This is a genomic window from Acetobacter sp. DmW_125128, from assembly GCF_008704325.1.
Classification (GTDB): Bacteria; Pseudomonadota; Alphaproteobacteria; order Acetobacterales; family Acetobacteraceae; genus Acetobacter; species Acetobacter oryzifermentans.
Genome location: NZ_VHOP01000017.1, coordinates 14347 through 30877, shown reverse-complemented (window position 1 = coordinate 30877; position 16531 = coordinate 14347). Strand labels below are relative to the sequence as shown.

15 protein-coding genes are annotated in these 16531 nt (G+C 54.6%); 13 read left to right on the top strand and 2 right to left on the bottom strand.

The genetic code is table 11. The features are described from left to right. Window positions 1-3 precede the first annotated feature (3 nt). The 4 genes from FKW19_RS06520 to FKW19_RS06510 all read left to right on the top strand — a co-directional run bounded on the left by FKW19_RS06520 (window position 4) and on the right by FKW19_RS06510 (window position 4525). The gene (locus FKW19_RS06520; protein ID WP_063354291.1) at window positions 4-1401 is read left to right on the top strand and encodes a PQQ-binding-like beta-propeller repeat protein; all 1398 of its coding nucleotides are present in this window, start codon (window positions 4-6) and stop codon (window positions 1399-1401) included. 13 nt (window positions 1402-1414) lie between these two features. Next, entirely contained in the window at window positions 1415-2833 is a 1419-nt protein-coding gene (gene der / locus FKW19_RS06515) for a ribosome biogenesis GTPase Der (protein WP_193561125.1), read from the top strand. A gap of 93 nt (window positions 2834-2926) precedes the next feature. Beyond that, a complete protein-coding gene (locus tag FKW19_RS15410; protein ID WP_157884514.1) occupies window positions 2927-3103 on the top strand; it encodes a hypothetical protein in 177 nt (58 codons plus the stop codon). Window positions 3104-3133: 30 nt separating this feature from the next. Continuing rightward, window positions 3134-4525: an MFS transporter gene (locus tag FKW19_RS06510; RefSeq protein WP_063354290.1), complete on the top strand. Its 1392-nt coding sequence runs from the start codon at window positions 3134-3136 to the stop codon at window positions 4523-4525. Between the two features lie 35 nt (window positions 4526-4560). Here the strand turns inward: FKW19_RS06510 and FKW19_RS06505 are convergent, their stop codons facing one another. Continuing rightward, the gene (locus tag FKW19_RS06505) at window positions 4561-5970 is read right to left on the bottom strand and encodes a glutamate--cysteine ligase (RefSeq protein ID WP_006116485.1); all 1410 of its coding nucleotides are present in this window, start codon (window positions 5968-5970) and stop codon (window positions 4561-4563) included. A 69-nt stretch (window positions 5971-6039) separates the two neighbouring features. Continuing rightward, window positions 6040-6813 carry a 16S rRNA (uracil(1498)-N(3))-methyltransferase gene (locus tag FKW19_RS06500; protein ID WP_089179266.1) on the bottom strand — a complete coding sequence of 258 codons (774 nt, stop codon included), beginning with the start codon at window positions 6811-6813 and terminating at the stop codon, window positions 6040-6042. 108 nt (window positions 6814-6921) lie between these two features. On the opposite strand from FKW19_RS06500, the gene ubiA reads away from it, so the two are divergent. The 9 genes from ubiA to rpsP all read left to right on the top strand — a co-directional run bounded on the left by ubiA (window position 6922) and on the right by rpsP (window position 16517). Further along, a complete protein-coding gene (gene ubiA / locus FKW19_RS06495) occupies window positions 6922-7839 on the top strand; it encodes a 4-hydroxybenzoate octaprenyltransferase (protein ID WP_089179265.1) in 918 nt (305 codons plus the stop codon). Between the two features lie 6 nt (window positions 7840-7845). Then, the gene (locus FKW19_RS06490) at window positions 7846-8541 is read left to right on the top strand and encodes an outer membrane lipoprotein carrier protein LolA (protein ID WP_089179264.1); all 696 of its coding nucleotides are present in this window, start codon (window positions 7846-7848) and stop codon (window positions 8539-8541) included. Window positions 8542-8645: 104 nt separating this feature from the next. Next, window positions 8646-10007 carry a replication-associated recombination protein A gene (locus FKW19_RS06485; RefSeq protein ID WP_006116489.1) on the top strand — a complete coding sequence of 454 codons (1362 nt, stop codon included), beginning with the start codon at window positions 8646-8648 and terminating at the stop codon, window positions 10005-10007. A 16-nt stretch (window positions 10008-10023) separates the two neighbouring features. Next, on the top strand, window positions 10024-11010 hold the full coding sequence (locus FKW19_RS06480; RefSeq protein WP_089179263.1) for an RluA family pseudouridine synthase: 987 nt from the start codon (window positions 10024-10026) through the stop codon (window positions 11008-11010). A 32-nt stretch (window positions 11011-11042) separates the two neighbouring features. After that, on the top strand, window positions 11043-13196 hold the full coding sequence (locus FKW19_RS06475; RefSeq protein WP_089179262.1) for an AsmA family protein: 2154 nt from the start codon (window positions 11043-11045) through the stop codon (window positions 13194-13196). Further along, entirely contained in the window at window positions 13193-13960 is a 768-nt protein-coding gene (locus FKW19_RS06470) for an ATP12 family chaperone protein (protein ID WP_089179261.1), read from the top strand. Before FKW19_RS06475 ends, FKW19_RS06470 begins: the two co-directional genes overlap by 4 nt. Before the next feature lie 104 nt (window positions 13961-14064). Beyond that, window positions 14065-14580 carry a Spy/CpxP family protein refolding chaperone gene (locus tag FKW19_RS06465; RefSeq protein WP_070324973.1) on the top strand — a complete coding sequence of 172 codons (516 nt, stop codon included), beginning with the start codon at window positions 14065-14067 and terminating at the stop codon, window positions 14578-14580. Between the two features lie 116 nt (window positions 14581-14696). Beyond that, window positions 14697-16100, top strand: coding sequence for a signal recognition particle protein (gene ffh, locus FKW19_RS06460; RefSeq protein ID WP_089179940.1), 1404 nt, complete (start codon window positions 14697-14699; stop codon window positions 16098-16100). Window positions 16101-16163: 63 nt separating this feature from the next. After that, entirely contained in the window at window positions 16164-16517 is a 354-nt protein-coding gene (gene rpsP / locus FKW19_RS06455; protein WP_003623956.1) for a 30S ribosomal protein S16, read from the top strand. Window positions 16518-16531 lie beyond the last annotated feature (14 nt).

Genomic DNA, 16531 nt, shown 5'->3' with positions numbered 1-16531 from the left:
AGAATGAGCAGCAACAAGAAATCCAGCGCAACCAGACGTTCCGGACTTTCACGCCGTGCCCTGTTAGGCGGAGCCGCTTTGGCCCCCGCGCTAGCTGGGTGCACTATGTTTGAGAGTGATAGAAAGCCCATTCTGGCTGGGCACCGCACGGATATTCTATCTTCCGGCTCTGGGCTGATGGTTGATCCGGACGATCATACGCCCATTACAATACCTGCCCCTATGAGTGTTTCAGAATGGCCTATTTGTGGGCGTGTTTCAGCCCATACCGGCAGCAATTATGCGTGGGGCGGCCTGCATAAAAGGTGGAGCAAGGATATCGGGGCCGGTATCTCTCAGCCAGATTTCATGGCATGGGCTGCACTTGGCACTTTGGGCCGCGGGCTTATTCCTGCGCCACCCGTTGTGCAGGATGGCCGCCTGTTTGTTATGGATGCCCAAGGCGTTGTGCGGGCTTTTTCTTGGCCCGGTATGCGCCATATTTGGGCGTATAACCCACGGCCCAAAAAGTCTTACTCTGCCAATATGGGCGGCGGTTTGGCCGTAGATGGCGGTGTTGTTTACATTGTAGATGGCATTTCCCAAACTATGGCGGTGGATGCGGCAACCGGCAAAGTAAAGTGGAAAACCACCAACGGGGCACCGGGCCGTTCTGCCCCAACAGTTGCTGGCGGGCGTGTTTTCTTTGGCACGATTGATGAGCGGTTTTTTGCGCTGGATTCTGCCACAGGCCGCCAGTTGTGGGCATATACCGCTACATCTGTGGAAACCACCGTATTTGGCCAGCCTGCTCCTGCTGTAGATAACGGCATTGTGGTGGCCGGATTTGGTGGGGGTGATCTTGTTGCTTTCCGAGTGGAAAGTGGTGAGGTTGTCTGGAGTGACATGATGGGCAACGTCAACAGTCAGGCCAGTACGTTGGATCTTTCCTGCGTGCGTGGCTTGCCTGTTATTGTTGATAGCATTGTGTATGCCGTTAGTATGGCGCAGGTGTTGGCTGCTATTGATATCCGCACAGGCCGCCGTGTGTGGGAACGCTCGGTTGCCAGCCAGAACAGCCTGCTTTGCGTGGGGGATTGGCTTTTTGTGGTCTCGCTAGATCAGCAGATTGCATGTATTGACCGCCTTTCCGGCCATGTGCGCTGGATTACGCAACTGCGGCGCTTCCGGCGCGTGGATGTGCACAAAGATATCGTAACCTGGTTTGGCCCCATGCTGGTGGGCGGCGAACTGGTTTGTCTAAGCTCTTTGCCAGAAAATGGTATGGTGCGGATTAACCCGACAACAGGTGCAATTATATCAGTAGACAGCATGGATGCCGTTTCTTTCGTGCCGCCAATTATCGTAGATAACCAGATGCTGATCGTGACAAACGACGGGAACCTTTGCTCTTATGGCTGATCGCCGCAAATCTATGCGCCCACCTCCGCCGCTTCCTACGGGGGATATGCCTGTTGTTGTTATTGCAGGTCGGCCAAATGTTGGTAAATCCACGCTGTTCAACCGCCTTGTCGGGCGTAGGCAGGCGCTTGTGGCGGATACGCCCGGCGTAACCCGAGACCGCAAGGAAGGTGTAGCCCTTATTCGTGGGCGCTATGTGCGGTTGATTGATACAGCCGGCTTGGAAGAAGCTGCCCCCGAAAGCCTGTTTGGACGGATGCGCTTTTCTTCTGAAAGCGCTGTGCGTGAAGCAGATTTGGTGCTGTTTTGTGTAGATGCGCGCGCCGGTATTACGCCAGCGGATGAGCATTTTGCGCAGTGGATCCGGCGTCAGAACCGGCCTGTGCTGTTGGTTGCCAATAAAACCGAAGGGCGGCTTGGCACGGCTTCTGCAATGGAAGCCTATGCGCTGGGTTTGGGTGAGCCTTTGGCGCTTTCTGCCGAACACGGTGAAGGTGTGACCGATTTGATGTGGGAAATTGCCGATAGGCTGCCCGCAGAGCCGGAGCATAAGGCAGAACCTGAATTCGAAGCAGAAGATGATTTTGCTGTAGAAGAAGGGGAAGAACCTCCGCGCCCTACAGGCCCGCTGCGTGTGGCTATTGTGGGGCGGCCCAATGCGGGTAAATCTACCCTCATGAACGCCCTTTTGGGTGAAGAGCGTATGATTACCGGCCCGGAAGCAGGGCTAACCCGAGATTCCATTGCCGTAACGCTGCGAGATGGCGATGATACGTTTGAAATTGTAGATACGGCGGGTTTGCGCAAAAAAGCGCGCATTGATGAATCTCTGGAAAAAATGTCCGTTTCGGCTGCTATCGAAGCGCTGAAAATGGCAGAAGTTGCCGTACTGGTTCTGGATGCTACATTGGGTGTGCATGAGCAGGATTTGCAGATTGCCCGCTTAATTGAGCGTGAAGGCCGTGCCTGCGTATTGGCCCTGAATAAATGGGATGCCGTGCAGGATCGGGTAGCCACGCGCAATGCTATTCTGGACCGCCTGAGCATTTCTCTGGCGCAGATGCGGGGCGTGCCAGTTGTTACTTTTTCTGCACTCACCGGGGCTTCCATTCACAAGCTGCTGCCCGCAGTGCGTGATGCATGGACAGTATGGAACGCACGTGTGCCAACAGGCGCCCTCAACCGCTGGTTTGAGGAAATGCTGGAACGCCATCAGCCGCCATTGGTGCAGGGGCGTCGATTGAAGCTGCGGTATATTACGCAGGTTAAATCTCGTCCGCCAACGTTTGTCATATTCGGTACACGGGCAGAGCAACTGCCGGATGATTATAAGCGCTATCTCGTAAATGGCCTGCGTGAAACGTTTGACCTGCCGGGAGTGCCTATCCGCCTGCAAACGCGCGGCACCAAAAACCCTTACGCAGATTCTTGATCTGATAGGTGTCGTCTCGCCTTCTCGTCAGAGCAGTATTGGCAGCCACTATAAATACTGTTCTGACAAGATGAGGATGAAAGCATAGGCTCCATGATTGCTGCATGGTTTCTTGTTGCATGGGGCACTGCATCAGGTAGTGCCCATATTGTTTTGCCTATGGCGTCTGAACTGGCGTGCGAGGCTGCGGCTCATACATTGGCTGTGCAAGGTGGGTGGGAGAAACATGCCTGCGTGCGTTCTGGTTTCCCAGAAAAAGCAGGTAAGTAACGCCTTGCAGGCAGAAGGACGTTTTGTTCCATGACACAGCTCCCCACTTCTCAGTCAGCACCCGTGGTGGATGGGCTGCATGGAGCTGCCCGCAATATGGCCATGCTGGCTGTGGCGCTTTCTGTTTTTCTGGCATTGCTGGATTACGCCATTGCCAATGTTGCGCTGCCCGATATTGCGCGAGATTTAAACGCATCCTCATCTTCATCCATCTGGGTTGTAAATGCCTATCAGATGGCCAGTCTGGTTTCTCTTCTGCCGTTGGCAGCATTGGGGAGCAGGGTAGGGTTTGCCCGGCTTTGTCAGGTTGGGATTATCATTTTCATGGTATCATCCCTGTTCTGTGCTACGGCCACCAGCTTGCCTATTTTGGCGGGTGCGCGCGTGTTGCAGGGCATTGGCGGCGCCTGTATTATGAGTGTGAATATCGCGCTGGTGCGTTTTATTTACCCGCATGCAGAAATAGGGCGCGGCATTGCCCTTAATGGCGTTGTGGTAGCGCTTGGTGTGGCATTAGGCCCTACGGCTGCTGCGGCTATTCTCACTATTGGGTCTTGGCCATGGTTGTTCTGGATTAATTTGCCGTTTGGGGCTTTGGCCTTGGGCATGGCTTTTTATGCATTGCCTACAGTACCGCGCACTTCTGGCAAGTTGGATATTACAGGCAGCATATTGTGTATGCTAGCTTTTGGTGCCTCCGTAATGGGAGGAGATGGGCTGGCGCATTCCCAAAACACAGCCATTTCCTGTGCATTGCTTCTGGCTGGGCTTGCCGCCGGAGTGCTGCTGGTGCGGCGTGAGGCAGAAGCTCCGCAACCAATTTTGCCGGTTGATCTGCTTGAAAATCCAGAATTTGCAGTGGCTTTTATCACCGGGTTCTGTGGTTTTGTGGCCTCTAATTTCTATATCGTTTCCATGCCGTTTACGTTGCACAACACTCTTGGCCTTAGTTCGGCTGCAACGGGTTTGCTGATTACCCCTTGGCCGTTAGGCATTATGTGCGCTGCTCCGCTTATCCGGCGGGTGGCGGATAAGGTTTCTGCTGGTGTGTTGTCTTCCATCGGACTGAGTACAACGGCATTGGGGTTCTTTTTGTTGTGGCTGCTGCCTGCTCATCCTTCTGTGTGGGATATTGCATGGCGTACCGGTGTAGCAGGCTGGGGGTTTGGTTTTTTTCAGCCCCCCAATAATCGGGCCATGATGGTGGCTGCACCTCATAACCGCGCGGGCGGGGCCAGTGGTATGGTGCAGGTTGCGCGCCAAGCGGGGCAGACCTTGGGGGCTATGGGGGTTGCGGCCTTTTTTACGTGGTTTGTGCATGGGGCCACGCAAAAATGCCTGCTTATGGCCGGATGTGTTGCGTTATTTGCCGCCACGTTAAGTGCAAGCCGTTTGTTTCTGAATACAAAAAAAGCAGCCTGACGCTGCTTTTTATTGGTCGTATTATATGCGGTCGTTCAGACTTCAGCTTCTAGGAAGATGCGGTTTACATCACCCATCCATGCGCCGTAATAACGTTCCAACCAACGTTCGGCCTGTGTGGGGGCACCAGCCACCAAAGAGGTGAGGGGGGCGAGGTAAACCCATTCCGTTTGCCCGCTTTCATCCGTCATGTCTCGTCCCTGTAGGCCGTCCATGGCAATGGCAATCATTTGTGCGGCCAGATCGCGCACTGTGCCTTCGCCCCAAGGCGTATCCAGCCCCATAAGTGGCACAATATCCCGCAGTTTCACGTAGTCTTCCCACGGGTGAGACTTAACGAGTTCCCAAGCGGATTCTAAGGCTGCATCATCATACAGCAGGCCTGTCCACAAAGTGGAAAGAGCCAGCATCATTTCAGGTGAGCCAGCATCTGCCCCGCGCATTTCCAAAAACTGCTTGAGCCGCACATCGGGGAAGGCTGTTGTAATGTGGTCTTCAAAATCCCCAATGGTGGGGGTTACATCTTCCAGACCATCCTGCCGTTCTCCATTCATCCATGCGCGGAAGGAGCGGCCCGCCACGTTGCGCATCTTGCCATCACGCATAATGAAATACATGGGCACATCCAGCACCCATTCCACATAGCGTTCAAAACTGAAGTCATCTTCAAACACACATGCCAGCATGCCAGAGCGGGCGTTGTCCGTATCTGTCCAGACCTGCGCGCGGTTGGAAAGAATGTTGTTGGGCTTGCCTTCTACAAAAGGAGAATTGGCAAACAGGGCTGTAGCTACAGGTTGTAGCGCCATGGAAACACGCATTTTGCGCACCATGTCCTGCTCAGACCCAAAATCCAGATTAACCTGCACGGTGCAGGTACGCTGCATCATGTCCAAACCCATTGAGCCAACTTTGGGCATGTATTCACGCATAATGGCGTAGCGGGATTTTGGCATCCACGGCAGTTCTGCCCGTGTGGCAGTGGGGTGGAAGCCCAAAGGGGCAAACCCCAGCCCAAGTTCACGTGCAATAGGGCGTACTGCATCAAAATGGGCTGTCAGTTCTTCTGCTGTTTCGTGCAACGTGCGCAAAGGCGCGCCAGAAAGTTCAAACTGCCCAGCAGGTTCAAGGGAGATAGCAGCCCCTGCGGCTTCACCACGCCCTTTCAGGCCGATGATGTTGTTGTTATCGAGAACAGATGTCCAATCATCCGGCTCAAACTTTTGCAGACCTTTGAGCAGCGCTTCAATACCATTGGGGGCATAAGGCGGGGCAGAATAAGCTTTTTGCCCTTCTTTTACGGATTCTGGACGCAGAAAGCCGAATTTTTCGTGTTCCGTGCCAATCCGCCATGCGTCACGCGGCTTGCATCCCTGCGCAAGCACTTCGGCCAGCTGTGCAACGGTGCGGGCAGGGGTTTCATCTGATGCGCCGGGGTTGGACATGGGGTATCACAGATCCTTGAAAAACAGAGAAATCGCACTCTGCGCCAGCAAAGCGAAGATATGGAAGCGTTATTGTGACAAAACCGCAGCCGAACGCAAGCCACAGCCTATAAGAGCAAGCCCAGCAGCAACGGCTGTATCAGCCCGCAACACCAACGGGCCTAGGGATATTGGGGTGATGCAGGAATATTTCAGCATCATCTGACATTCTCTATCACTTAGGCCACCTTCAGGGCCAACTAAAAAACCATCACCTGCATGTGCATCGGGTAGCAGCGCGGGGGTATGTATTGCCCGGTTCTCTCCACGTTCTATGCCTGCAAACAGGCGGTGTTCCTGTGGCCAGCTTGCCAGAAAATCTGTGAATGACTGTGGGGACTCTATGTGTGGCACATCAAAGCGCTCACATTGCTCCGTGGCTTCGGTGGCGATGGCGTGCAGGCGGTCTGGGTTGATGCGGTGAGTATTGGTGCGTTCGGTTATAAGGGGCACAAAGTGCGTGACACCCAGTTCCGTGCCCATGCGCAAGGCCAAGTCTGTGGCATCACGCTTTAATAGGGCAAAAGCCAGAACCAAAGCAGGTTGTGGCGTGGGGGAGCGCAATTGGTGTTCTAGCGTAAAAAAACCTTTGTCCTTCCGGATTTCCGTAATGCGTGCCAGCCATTCTCCACTTTTTGCGTTGAAGATGCGCACATGGTCTCCGGTTTTTTTGCGCAGCACGGTGCCCAGATAGCGGGCCTGATCTGGCGCGATGGGCAGAGTTAGGCCTGTTTGGGCGTCTCCCAACGTTTCTGGAGCATTGTAAAGGCGCGGAAGGTGCGCTGTGGCATCTGTTACAACCATGGTTACCGGGTCTGTCTAAGCTGAAAGGTGTAAGTGATTCCCGCTTTGTGGCATAGAACACCAGCCCTTAACACCATATGCCTTTCTGAACAGGATACGTGAGCAGCCGTGTCAGTTTCTTCCAGCCATACAGATATCCGCATTACAGGGTGGATTGCCCATCTACCACCGGCATTGCAGGCCTATGCTTTGCTTGCACGGCTGGATAGGCCCATAGGTACGTGGCTTTTATGGCTGCCGGGCATGTGGGGCATTCTGCTGCCTCAGGGTGTTGCTACTTTCGAGCGTATCCGGCTGATTGTGCTGTTTGGTATTGGCAGCCTTGTTATGCGGGCCGCAGGCTGCGTTGTAAACGATATGTGGGATAGGGACATAGACCGGCAGGTGGCGCGCACAGCGGGGCGGCCACTGGCATCTGGCGCGTTGAGCATGAAGCAGGCGACACTGTTTTTGGTGCTGCTTTTGCTGGCAGGCTTGGCTGTTCTGGTGCAGTTAAACAGCCTTTCGTGGGTGTTGGGTGTGTCATCCCTGCTGTTGGTAGCGCTTTACCCATTGGCCAAGCGGTTTACGTGGTGGCCACAGCTTGTCATGGGCTTTACCTTTGGGTTTGGCGCTCCCATGGGGTATGCGGCAGCCGCAGGGCATTTATCTTGGGCGCAGGCAGCTTTGTATGCGGCAACCATCGTTTGGCAACTGGGGTTTGATACCATCTACGGCTTTCAGGATATGGAAGACGATGCCCGTATTGGTGTAAAATCCACCTCTCGCCTTATGGTGGGTCGGGCACGTGGGTTTATTGGCGCCTGTTACGGGCTGATGCTTGTTTTGTTGGCTCTGGCGGCTGTTTTGGCGGGGGCTGGCCCGTTGTTTTGGGTGGCTTTGGTGGTGCCTGCCATATTGTTGTGGCAACAGGCCCTTAAGGTAGACCCCACAAGCCCCGCTTTGTGCTTGGCTCAGTTTCGGGCTAATCGAGAAATTGGCTTGGCCGTAGCGCTGGCGCTCGTTGCTGGGTTGATAGCTGTATAAGCCTGCATGTTTCATATGAAAGAAACCACGTTCATGAAATCCATTTTCCGGGCTGTTCTGCTAGCGGCTATGGGGTTGGTTCTGGCTGGCAGCCAAGCTTACGCACAGGATGATACCGGTGAAACGGCTATTCCCGTGGCATCTTCTTCCGCACCGGCTGCTGTGGCGCTTTCTGCATCAGATAAAGTATGGCTGAAGAGGATTGAGCAGGCGCTCAACCAATCCAAAACCTTTCAGGCCCGCATTCAGCAACTGGATGCAGAGGGAAAGCGCACCACCGGCACCGTATGGATGAAGCGTCCCGGCCAGATGCGCTTGGCGTATGATCCACCATCCCCACTGCTTCTGGTGGCAAATGGCGGGAAGGTTGTGTTCCGGGATAACCAACTGGATCAAACCACGGTTATTCCCATTGAGCGTACACCATTGGGCCTTTTGCTGCGCCCCCATGTGAGCCTGATAGATGACGTAACAGTTACGGGCTTTCAGCATGATAACGGGTTGGTGCAGGTAACGCTTGTGCGCACGTCTTCTCCCGGTGATGGCAGTCTGACACTGGTTTTTTATGAAACACCAGTTGCTCTGCGATCATGGAGTGTGCTGGATGCGCAGGGGCGGGAAACCCGTGTAACCTTGTTTGATGTGCATGCAGGCGCAGATATTCCAGCCAGCACCTTCGTACTGCCAGCAGAGAACGATTAAACTGTGTTGAAAGCAGCTTTTTCCTCCTCTCTTCTGGAAAAAGCTGCCGTGCGGGCCGATATATTCATACAGATTGAGACAGATTAAAGTGAGGCACGCAGGCCATGGCCGCAGAGCGTGAGCCCCCGATAATGGGTGATGATCTTTTTGGGCTTTCTCCTGAGCCATCGCAGGGGGGAAGCGCGGACGCACGTAAAAAGCCAGCGCCCACACAGCCATTGGCCGACCGTTTGCGCCCGCAGCGGCTGGAAGATGTGGTAGGGCAAGCGCACCTGTTGGGGCCAGAGGGTGCGCTAACGCGTATGCTCGAACGTGGTTCTCTTGCCAGTCTGATTTTGTGGGGTGGGCCGGGTGTAGGTAAAACCACTATCGCGCGCCTGTTGGCCCAAGCTGCGGGGCTGAAATTTGTGCAGCTTTCCGCTGTGTTTTCTGGTGTGGCGGATCTGAAAAAAGCGTTCGAGAACGCACGCAGGCAAGCAGAAGCTGGTGGTGGCACACTGCTGTTTGTAGATGAAATTCATCGCTTCAATCGTGCGCAGCAGGATGGCTTTTTGCCTGTTGTGGAAGACGGCACCGTTGTGCTGGTAGGCGCTACAACCGAGAATCCTTCCTTCGCGCTTAACTCGGCTTTGCTTTCTCGCTGTCAGGTCATGGTGCTGAACCGGCTGGATGATCCTGCCTGTGAAGCCCTTCTGGTAAGGGCGGAGGAAGAAACAGGCCGGCCCTTGCCGCTTACGGAAGATGGACGCGTAACCCTCCGCGCCATGGCGGACGGTGATGGTCGTTATCTGCTGAACATGGTGGAGCAGCTTTTAAGCCTGAAAACAGAAAAGCCGCTGGATGCGCAGGCACTTTCCCGCCTGTTGGCAAAACGCGCCATTTTGTATGATCGGGATAGGGAAGAGCATTACAATCTTATTTCCGCGCTGCATAAATCCATGCGCGGATCAGATCCGGATGCGGCCCTCTACTGGTTTGCCCGCATGCTGGAAGGGGGGGAAGACCCACGTTATCTGGCCCGCCGTATGACACGCTTTGCCGCAGAAGATATAGGCATGGCAGACCCACACGCCCTGCCATTGGCTGTGGCTGCGTGGGAAACATATGAGCGCCTAGGCTCCCCAGAGGGGGAGCTGGCTTTGGCACAGCTTGTGGTACATCTGGCCACAGCACCCAAATCCAATGCAGTTTATAAAGCCTATGGTGCTGCGCGCCGTGCCGCCAAGGCCACAGGCAGCCTCATGCCGCCTGCACATATTCTAAATGCCCCCACAAAGCTGATGCAGGATATCGGCTACGGTAAGGGCTATCAGTATGATCATGATGCGGAAGAAGGCTTTTCTGGTCAGAATTATTTTCCCGACGGTATGAGGCGGCAGAACTTCTATAATCCAACGGGCAGAGGCTATGAACGGGAGGTTCGTCACAGGCTAGAAACGTGGTCCCGCTTGCGGGATCGGCGTTAGTCGTGAATATCGGCGCATGAGTGTTGTCAATCGTACCGTAAGCGAAGACGAAGATGGTATTCGTCTGGATCGCTATTTTCGCCGCCATTACCCGCATCTTACGCAGGGGGCGCTTCAAAAACTGTGCCGCACAGGCCAGATTCGTGTTGAGGGCAAAAGGGTAGAAGCTTCTACTCGGCTGGAGCCGGGGCAAACGGTGCGTGTGCCCCCTATACCCATGGCCGCTAAACCCGCGCGAGATATGCCGCGCCCGCTGGATGAAAAACTGGCGCGCGAAATCCGCAAGATGGTGGTGTATCAGGACAAGCACGTTATTGTTCTTAACAAACCCGCAGGGCTTGCCGTGCAGGGTGGCCCCGGCATTACCAAACATATTGATATGATGCTGGATGGCCTGCGGGAAGAAGATGACCCGCGCCCACGGCTGGTGCACCGGATTGATAAAGATACTTCCGGCTTGCTGCTGTTAGCTCGCACACCCGGTGTGGCTGCCAAGCTGGCCGCATCTTTCCGTGGCCGGGATGTGAAAAAAATCTACTGGGCGGTTGTGGTTGGGCGGCCTGACCCACTTTCGGGTGAAATAGACCAGCCATTGGCGCGTTTGGGTGCAGGCCCCGGTTCCATAACCGTGGCGGCAGACCGCAAGGATGCCGATGCGCAATTTGCACGTTCTGTTTACGAAGTGCTGGATTCGGCTGCGCGCAAGTTTTCTTGGCTGGAGCTTTCACCGCTTACCGGGCGTACGCATCAGTTACGTGTGCATTGCGAGTCTTTAGGTACGCCTATTTTGGGTGATCCCAAATATGGTGGGGCGGCTGCACATCCTTCCGGTTTTACAGATAGACTGCATCTGCATGCCCGTATGCTGGATATGCCTCATCCGGCTGGTGGGCGCTTAACCGTAAGTGCCGAATTGCCGCCGCATATGCGTGAAACCTTCCGAACCCTTGGGTTTGTGCCGGGCACTACACCACCACCGTCACGTCGTGGTGGTCAAGGATAAGGACGGTTTAAGTTGAAACAGGAGAAACGCACATGCGTCTGAAATGGAAAATCGGCCTACTGGCGGGGGCCGCTGTTCTGGCGCTGGGCGGTGCCACGATTGTATCTGCTACACAGGATGCTGATTGGCTTAAAACACGGTTGGCCGATGCCGTGGAAAGTAGCACAGGCCGTCACCTCACAATCGGCCAGTTGCATGTGTGGATTCTGCCTTTTCCATGGGTGGAAGCAAAGGGTGTCAAACTTTCCAGCGTGGCGGAAGATGGCGTAAATATGCTGGATATCGGGCAAGTCCGTGCCCGGCTGGCATTGTTGCCGCTGTTTTCGCACCGCATTGCGTTTGAAGATGTCAGCCTGATCAGCCCACAAGTGCAGTTGCGGCGTTTGGCGGATGGGCGGGCAGACTGGCACTTCACACCGCAGGAGCGTCAGAGCAGCGGTGGAGGGACTTCTTCCAGTTCCGGTAAGATGCACTGGAATCTAACGGTCTCAGATCTTTCACTCACGCAGGCGCAGGTTGCTTGGCTTGATGCAGTGCATCATCGTTCCGGTGCGTTTCAGGTTGCCGAAGGCAAGGTTAAAGGGCTTTCAGGTAACGCGCCTGATTTTGACGTAAAGCTGCGTAAAGGGGCTGGTCAGTTAGCGCTTACCGGGCAAACTGGGCCTTTGTTGCCAATGTCTGCGCAGTTGCCAATGCAGCTCAGAATTTCCCTTACCGTTAATGGTCATCCTGCTGGGTTGGCCCATATAGATGGGTCCATCACAGATCCACGGGGCCAAAAGGTTTATGCGTTGCAGATTGGTGGCTCTGTTGCGCAACTACGTGATCTGAATGTCTTTTTTCCGCATGCAAATCTGCCAGATGGCCGTAACGTATCTATAGATATGGCTGTTGGTGGGCAGGGGGCGCAGCCTGCACCACAAAGCCTGCATGTGCGGGCAGAAAATGTGGACGTGGGCGCATGGTTGCCACAGGCCGCGTTAACACGTGTGGTGATAGACACAGCCCGGCCAACAGACCCGGTGACGACCCAGATTGATGGTCAGGTTGGGGCGCAGGTATTGAGCCTGCGCGGCACGGTTGGCACAATACAGCAGTTGGCTCAGCCTGAGCACGTTGCGCAGCAGGTTGTGCCAGTGGATTTAACGCTCACACAGGGTGAATCCAGCATACACGGCACAGGTACCCTAAGTGCTGGGGCTTCTGCGTTGGATGTGCATGGCCAGCTTGCGCATGTGGCGCCCGGTGGTGATCTGCCAGCCGCCAATGATTTTAAGGTAGATGGCCGCATAGATGTTGCCGATACGGCTGCGTTGATACGGCACCATGCTGTGCCGGATGTGCTGCGTGGCGCGCATGGTGCGGTGGATGTGCAGGCGCAAAGTGTAAATTGGCAAGGTGTTACATGGGCGCATGTCAGCACGCATGCTACGTTGCAAAATAGCAGGCTAACGCTTGATCCCGTGCAGGCAGAGGGCAATGGTTTCCAGCAAGTCGGCCGCTTGGTGTATGATGTCGCAGGTGCTGTGCCTCAGATTGAATTGGCGGCGCATCCTGTATTTTTACCATTGCCTGTTGTTGAGCGCTGGCTTGGCCTTTCTGCATCTCTTTCTGGCACGGTGCAGCTTGTAGGAGCAGTTTCCACACAAGGGGAAATGCCGGAAGATCGGCGCAACAATCTGGATGGTCACCTTGGGGTTTCGGTTGTGGATGGCAGCGTAAGTGGGGCCGCTATTCGTACCCTTTTAGGGCCGCAGGTGCCTGTTAAAGGCAAAATGCCAGTTAGATGCTTTGGCAGCCATATGCAGTTTGCGCAGGGTAACGCCAACATTGATATGCTAGGGCTGGAAACGCCGTTTCTGGTTCTGCATGGGCACGGCACAGTGGGGCTGGGCTCTCAGGCGCTAGATATGCATCTGTCTCCTCGCGTGTTGCTGGGTGGGGCTTCGGCTTCTTCCGATGTTGCAGTTACAGGTACATTGTCAGACCCTAAACCGCGTATGGACCCGGCTTACGAGGGCCGATACGGCATAAGTATTGGTGGAAATGATGGAGAGGGAGATGGTTGCCCCTCTATGCTTTCCGCTGCGCGTGAGGGTGTGGCTGGGCCAGATGCTCCGCAGAAAAAAGCGGGCAAGGAAGGAAAGGTCATGAACATGTTGCGTGGCTTGGGGCTGTTCCAATGAAAATGGCATCTACCGAACATAATGTTTCTGGCAATGCGCCTGCTGGCCGTAAGCGGTTCTGGAAGCTGGCCAATGTCACGCCGGAAGAGCAGGGCTTTGTGGTGCAACTTGATGGGCGCAGCATTCGTCTGCCACGCAAGACTCCGTTATGCGTAAAGTCTCGCGCGTTGGCAGATGCACTGGCGGCGGAATGGCAAGCCGCCGGGCAAAATGCAGATGGTCGTTTTTCACCTGCAGATTTGCCTCTTACCGGCATTGCAGGCTCCATGATCGAGCGTATTCCTGCTGAGCGGGAAGGGGTTTTACGCAGCCTTCTGGCTTATGCGGGAAGTGATCTGCTGTGCTACCGGGAACCGGGAGAAGGTAAGCTGGCACAAGCCCAGCGTAAGGAATGGGACCCGTGGCTGGAGTGGCTGCGTAAGCAATATGGTGTCACCCTGCACACATCCTCTGGCGTGATGCCAATTGTGCAGCCTGAAGAGTCGTTGCAAAAGCTCTATGATGCCATGGAAAAGCTGAACCCAGCGGAATTGGCTGTGCTTGCTGTTTCCGTGCCCGCATTGGGGAGCCTTGTGCTGGGTTTGGCGCTGGTGAATGGTGCAGGTTCTGCAGATGAGCTGGTGGCCAATGCAACGCTGGATGAACGTATGCAGATGGCTGTATGGGGTGAGGATACGGAAATAACAGACCGTATTGCCGGTATACAGCGGGAAGTGGCCGATGCCGCCCGTTTTCTAGAGTTAGCGCGCAAGTCTGCGGATTGATGTCAACCCGAATGCCTAAGGATTTATATTCGGCGTAACCCTTGGCAAGTTTGCAATCTTCCCCAAGTATGGAGCAGTTCAAGCTTTTAAGGAGCATAGACATTATGAAAATCAAAAAGACCCTTCTGGCAGCAATTGTGGCTGCAGGTGTTTCTGTTGCAGGCGTAAGCGCACATGCAGAACCGGGTAACGGATTTAATGGAAACGGCTTTGGTCCCGGTATTCCGGGTGCAGGGCTGAATGCTCTGGATGGCATTGATCTTACAAAAAAGCAGCGCAAGCAGATCCAGACCATCCTGCAGGAAGCACACCGTCAGGATCAGGCGCAGGATCTCCGTGGTGATTTCGACAAAATTCATCGCCAGATTGAAGATGCCCTGACATCTCCCGGCCCGGTGGATAAAGATAAGGTTGCAACTTTGCAGCAGGAAATGGCTACCCTGCGCGCCCAGCGTGAATCTCAGCATCTGGAAACGGCTTCCCGCATCCATGATGTGCTGACAACCGATCAGCTGGCACAAATCCATGCACGTCAGGTAAAAATTCATGACCTGCTGGATCAACTGCATGCGGTAGAACATCCGGCCCCAGCGGCTGATGCAGACAAATCTGGCAAGTAAACCGCCAGAAGGTTCTTGACTCTCGCAGGGGTATCCCGTAACCCCTGCAACAAATCAGGCCCGCCACTCCGCGAGTGTTCGCGCAGTGGCGCGTCTTGTTATGGGGTGTGATACTTTTGTTCGAAGCTCTTTCAGGCAAGCTTTCCGGCGTTTTTGATGGCCTCGCTAAACAGGGAGCGCTGTCTGAAGCCGATGTTCTGGAGGCAATGCGGGAAGTCCGTCTGGCTATGCTGGATGCCGACGTTGCGCTGCCTGTTGTTAAAGACTTCGTTAATAAAGTTAAAGAACGTGCCATTGGGCATGAGGTGCTGGAAAGCATTTCTCCCGGTCAGGCTGTCGCCAAAATCGTCAATGATGCACTTATTGATGCTCTTGGTGGTGCGGGTGCTGTTCCTCTTAATCTCAATTCCACTCCGCCTGTTCCTGTTCTTATGGTTGGTTTGCAGGGGTCTGGTAAAACCACCACCTCTGGTAAGCTGGCCCTGCGCCTTAAAACGCGTGAACGTAAAAAGGTTCTGCTCGCTTCTCTGGATACACAGCGCCCTGCAGCACAGTTGCAGCTTGCGCAGTTGGCAGAGCAGGTTGGTGTCACGTCCCTGCCGATTATCGCTGGACAGACACCAGTAGAAATTGCCAAGCGTGCCCTCGATACGGGGCGGCTTGAAGGTTACGATGTCGTTATCCTCGATACCGCCGGTCGTCTTTCCATAGACGAAGCGTTGATGGATGAGGTGCGGCAGATTCGTGATGTCACGCATCCGGCAGAAACTCTGCTGGTTGTAGATGCCATGACCGGGCAGGATGCCGTGAATACCGCTAAGGCCTTTAATGAGGCTGTGGGCGTAACCGGCGTTGTCATGACCCGGATGGATGGTGATTCCCGCGGTGGTGCAGCGCTTTCTATGCGTGCCATTACCGGTGCCCCCATCAAGCTGATTGGTAAGGGTGAAAAACTGGACGGGCTGGATGAGTTTTATCCAGAACGTGTGGCAGGCCGTATTCTTGGCTTGGGTGATATTGCCGGGCTTGTTGAAAAAGCCGCCGATACGCTTGATCAGGAAGAAGGTGAACGCCTCGCCCAGAAGATGATGGCGGGCAAGTTCGATCTGGATGACTACGCATCCCAGATCCGCCAGATCAACAAGTTAGGGTCTATTTCCGGTATTCTGGGCATGTTGCCGGGTATGGGTAAAGTTAAGGAAGCTTTGGGGGACAAGGATCTTGATACCTCGATCCTGAAAAAGCACCTTGCCATTATTTCTTCCATGACCAAGGCAGAGCGCAAAAAGCCTGCCATTATCAAGGCATCGCGCAAAAAGCGTATTGCTGCCGGGTCTGGATCTACAGTTCAGGATGTTAACAAGCTGCTTAAGCAGTTTGATATGATGTCCTCCATGATGAAGCGCTTCAACAAACTGGGCTTGAAAGGTCTCATGCGCCAGGGAATGTCCGCGCTCATGCCGAAAGGAATGGGAGGAGGAGGGCCGCCGGGTGGGCCTGGTGGCAATCCTTTCCGCTAAGGCGGTCTGTTTCTAGAAGCAGTTTTTCGGGTTTTTTTATTTTTGGGTCTGGAGTAACTCCGAATGAGTCTTAAAATTCGTCTTGCCCGCGCAGGTGCCAAGAAGCGTCCTTACTACCACATCGTTGTGGCAGATAGCCGTTCCCCGCGTGATGGTCGTTTCATTGAAAAGGTTGGCGCTTACAACCCAATGCTGCCGTCTGACCACGCTGAACGCGTGCGCCTGACGGAAGAACGCATCAAGCATTGGCTGTCTGAAGGTGCTCAGCCGACAGATCGCGTTGCACGCTTCCTTGGTAACGCTGGTCTGGCGCCTAAGCCCGCTTATCGTGAACAGCCGAAAAAGTCTGCTCCGAAGAAGAAGGCACAGGCACGCGCTGCTGAAGCTGCTAAAGCTGCCGAAGCCGCTGCTGCCTAAAGCCTGAAACCATC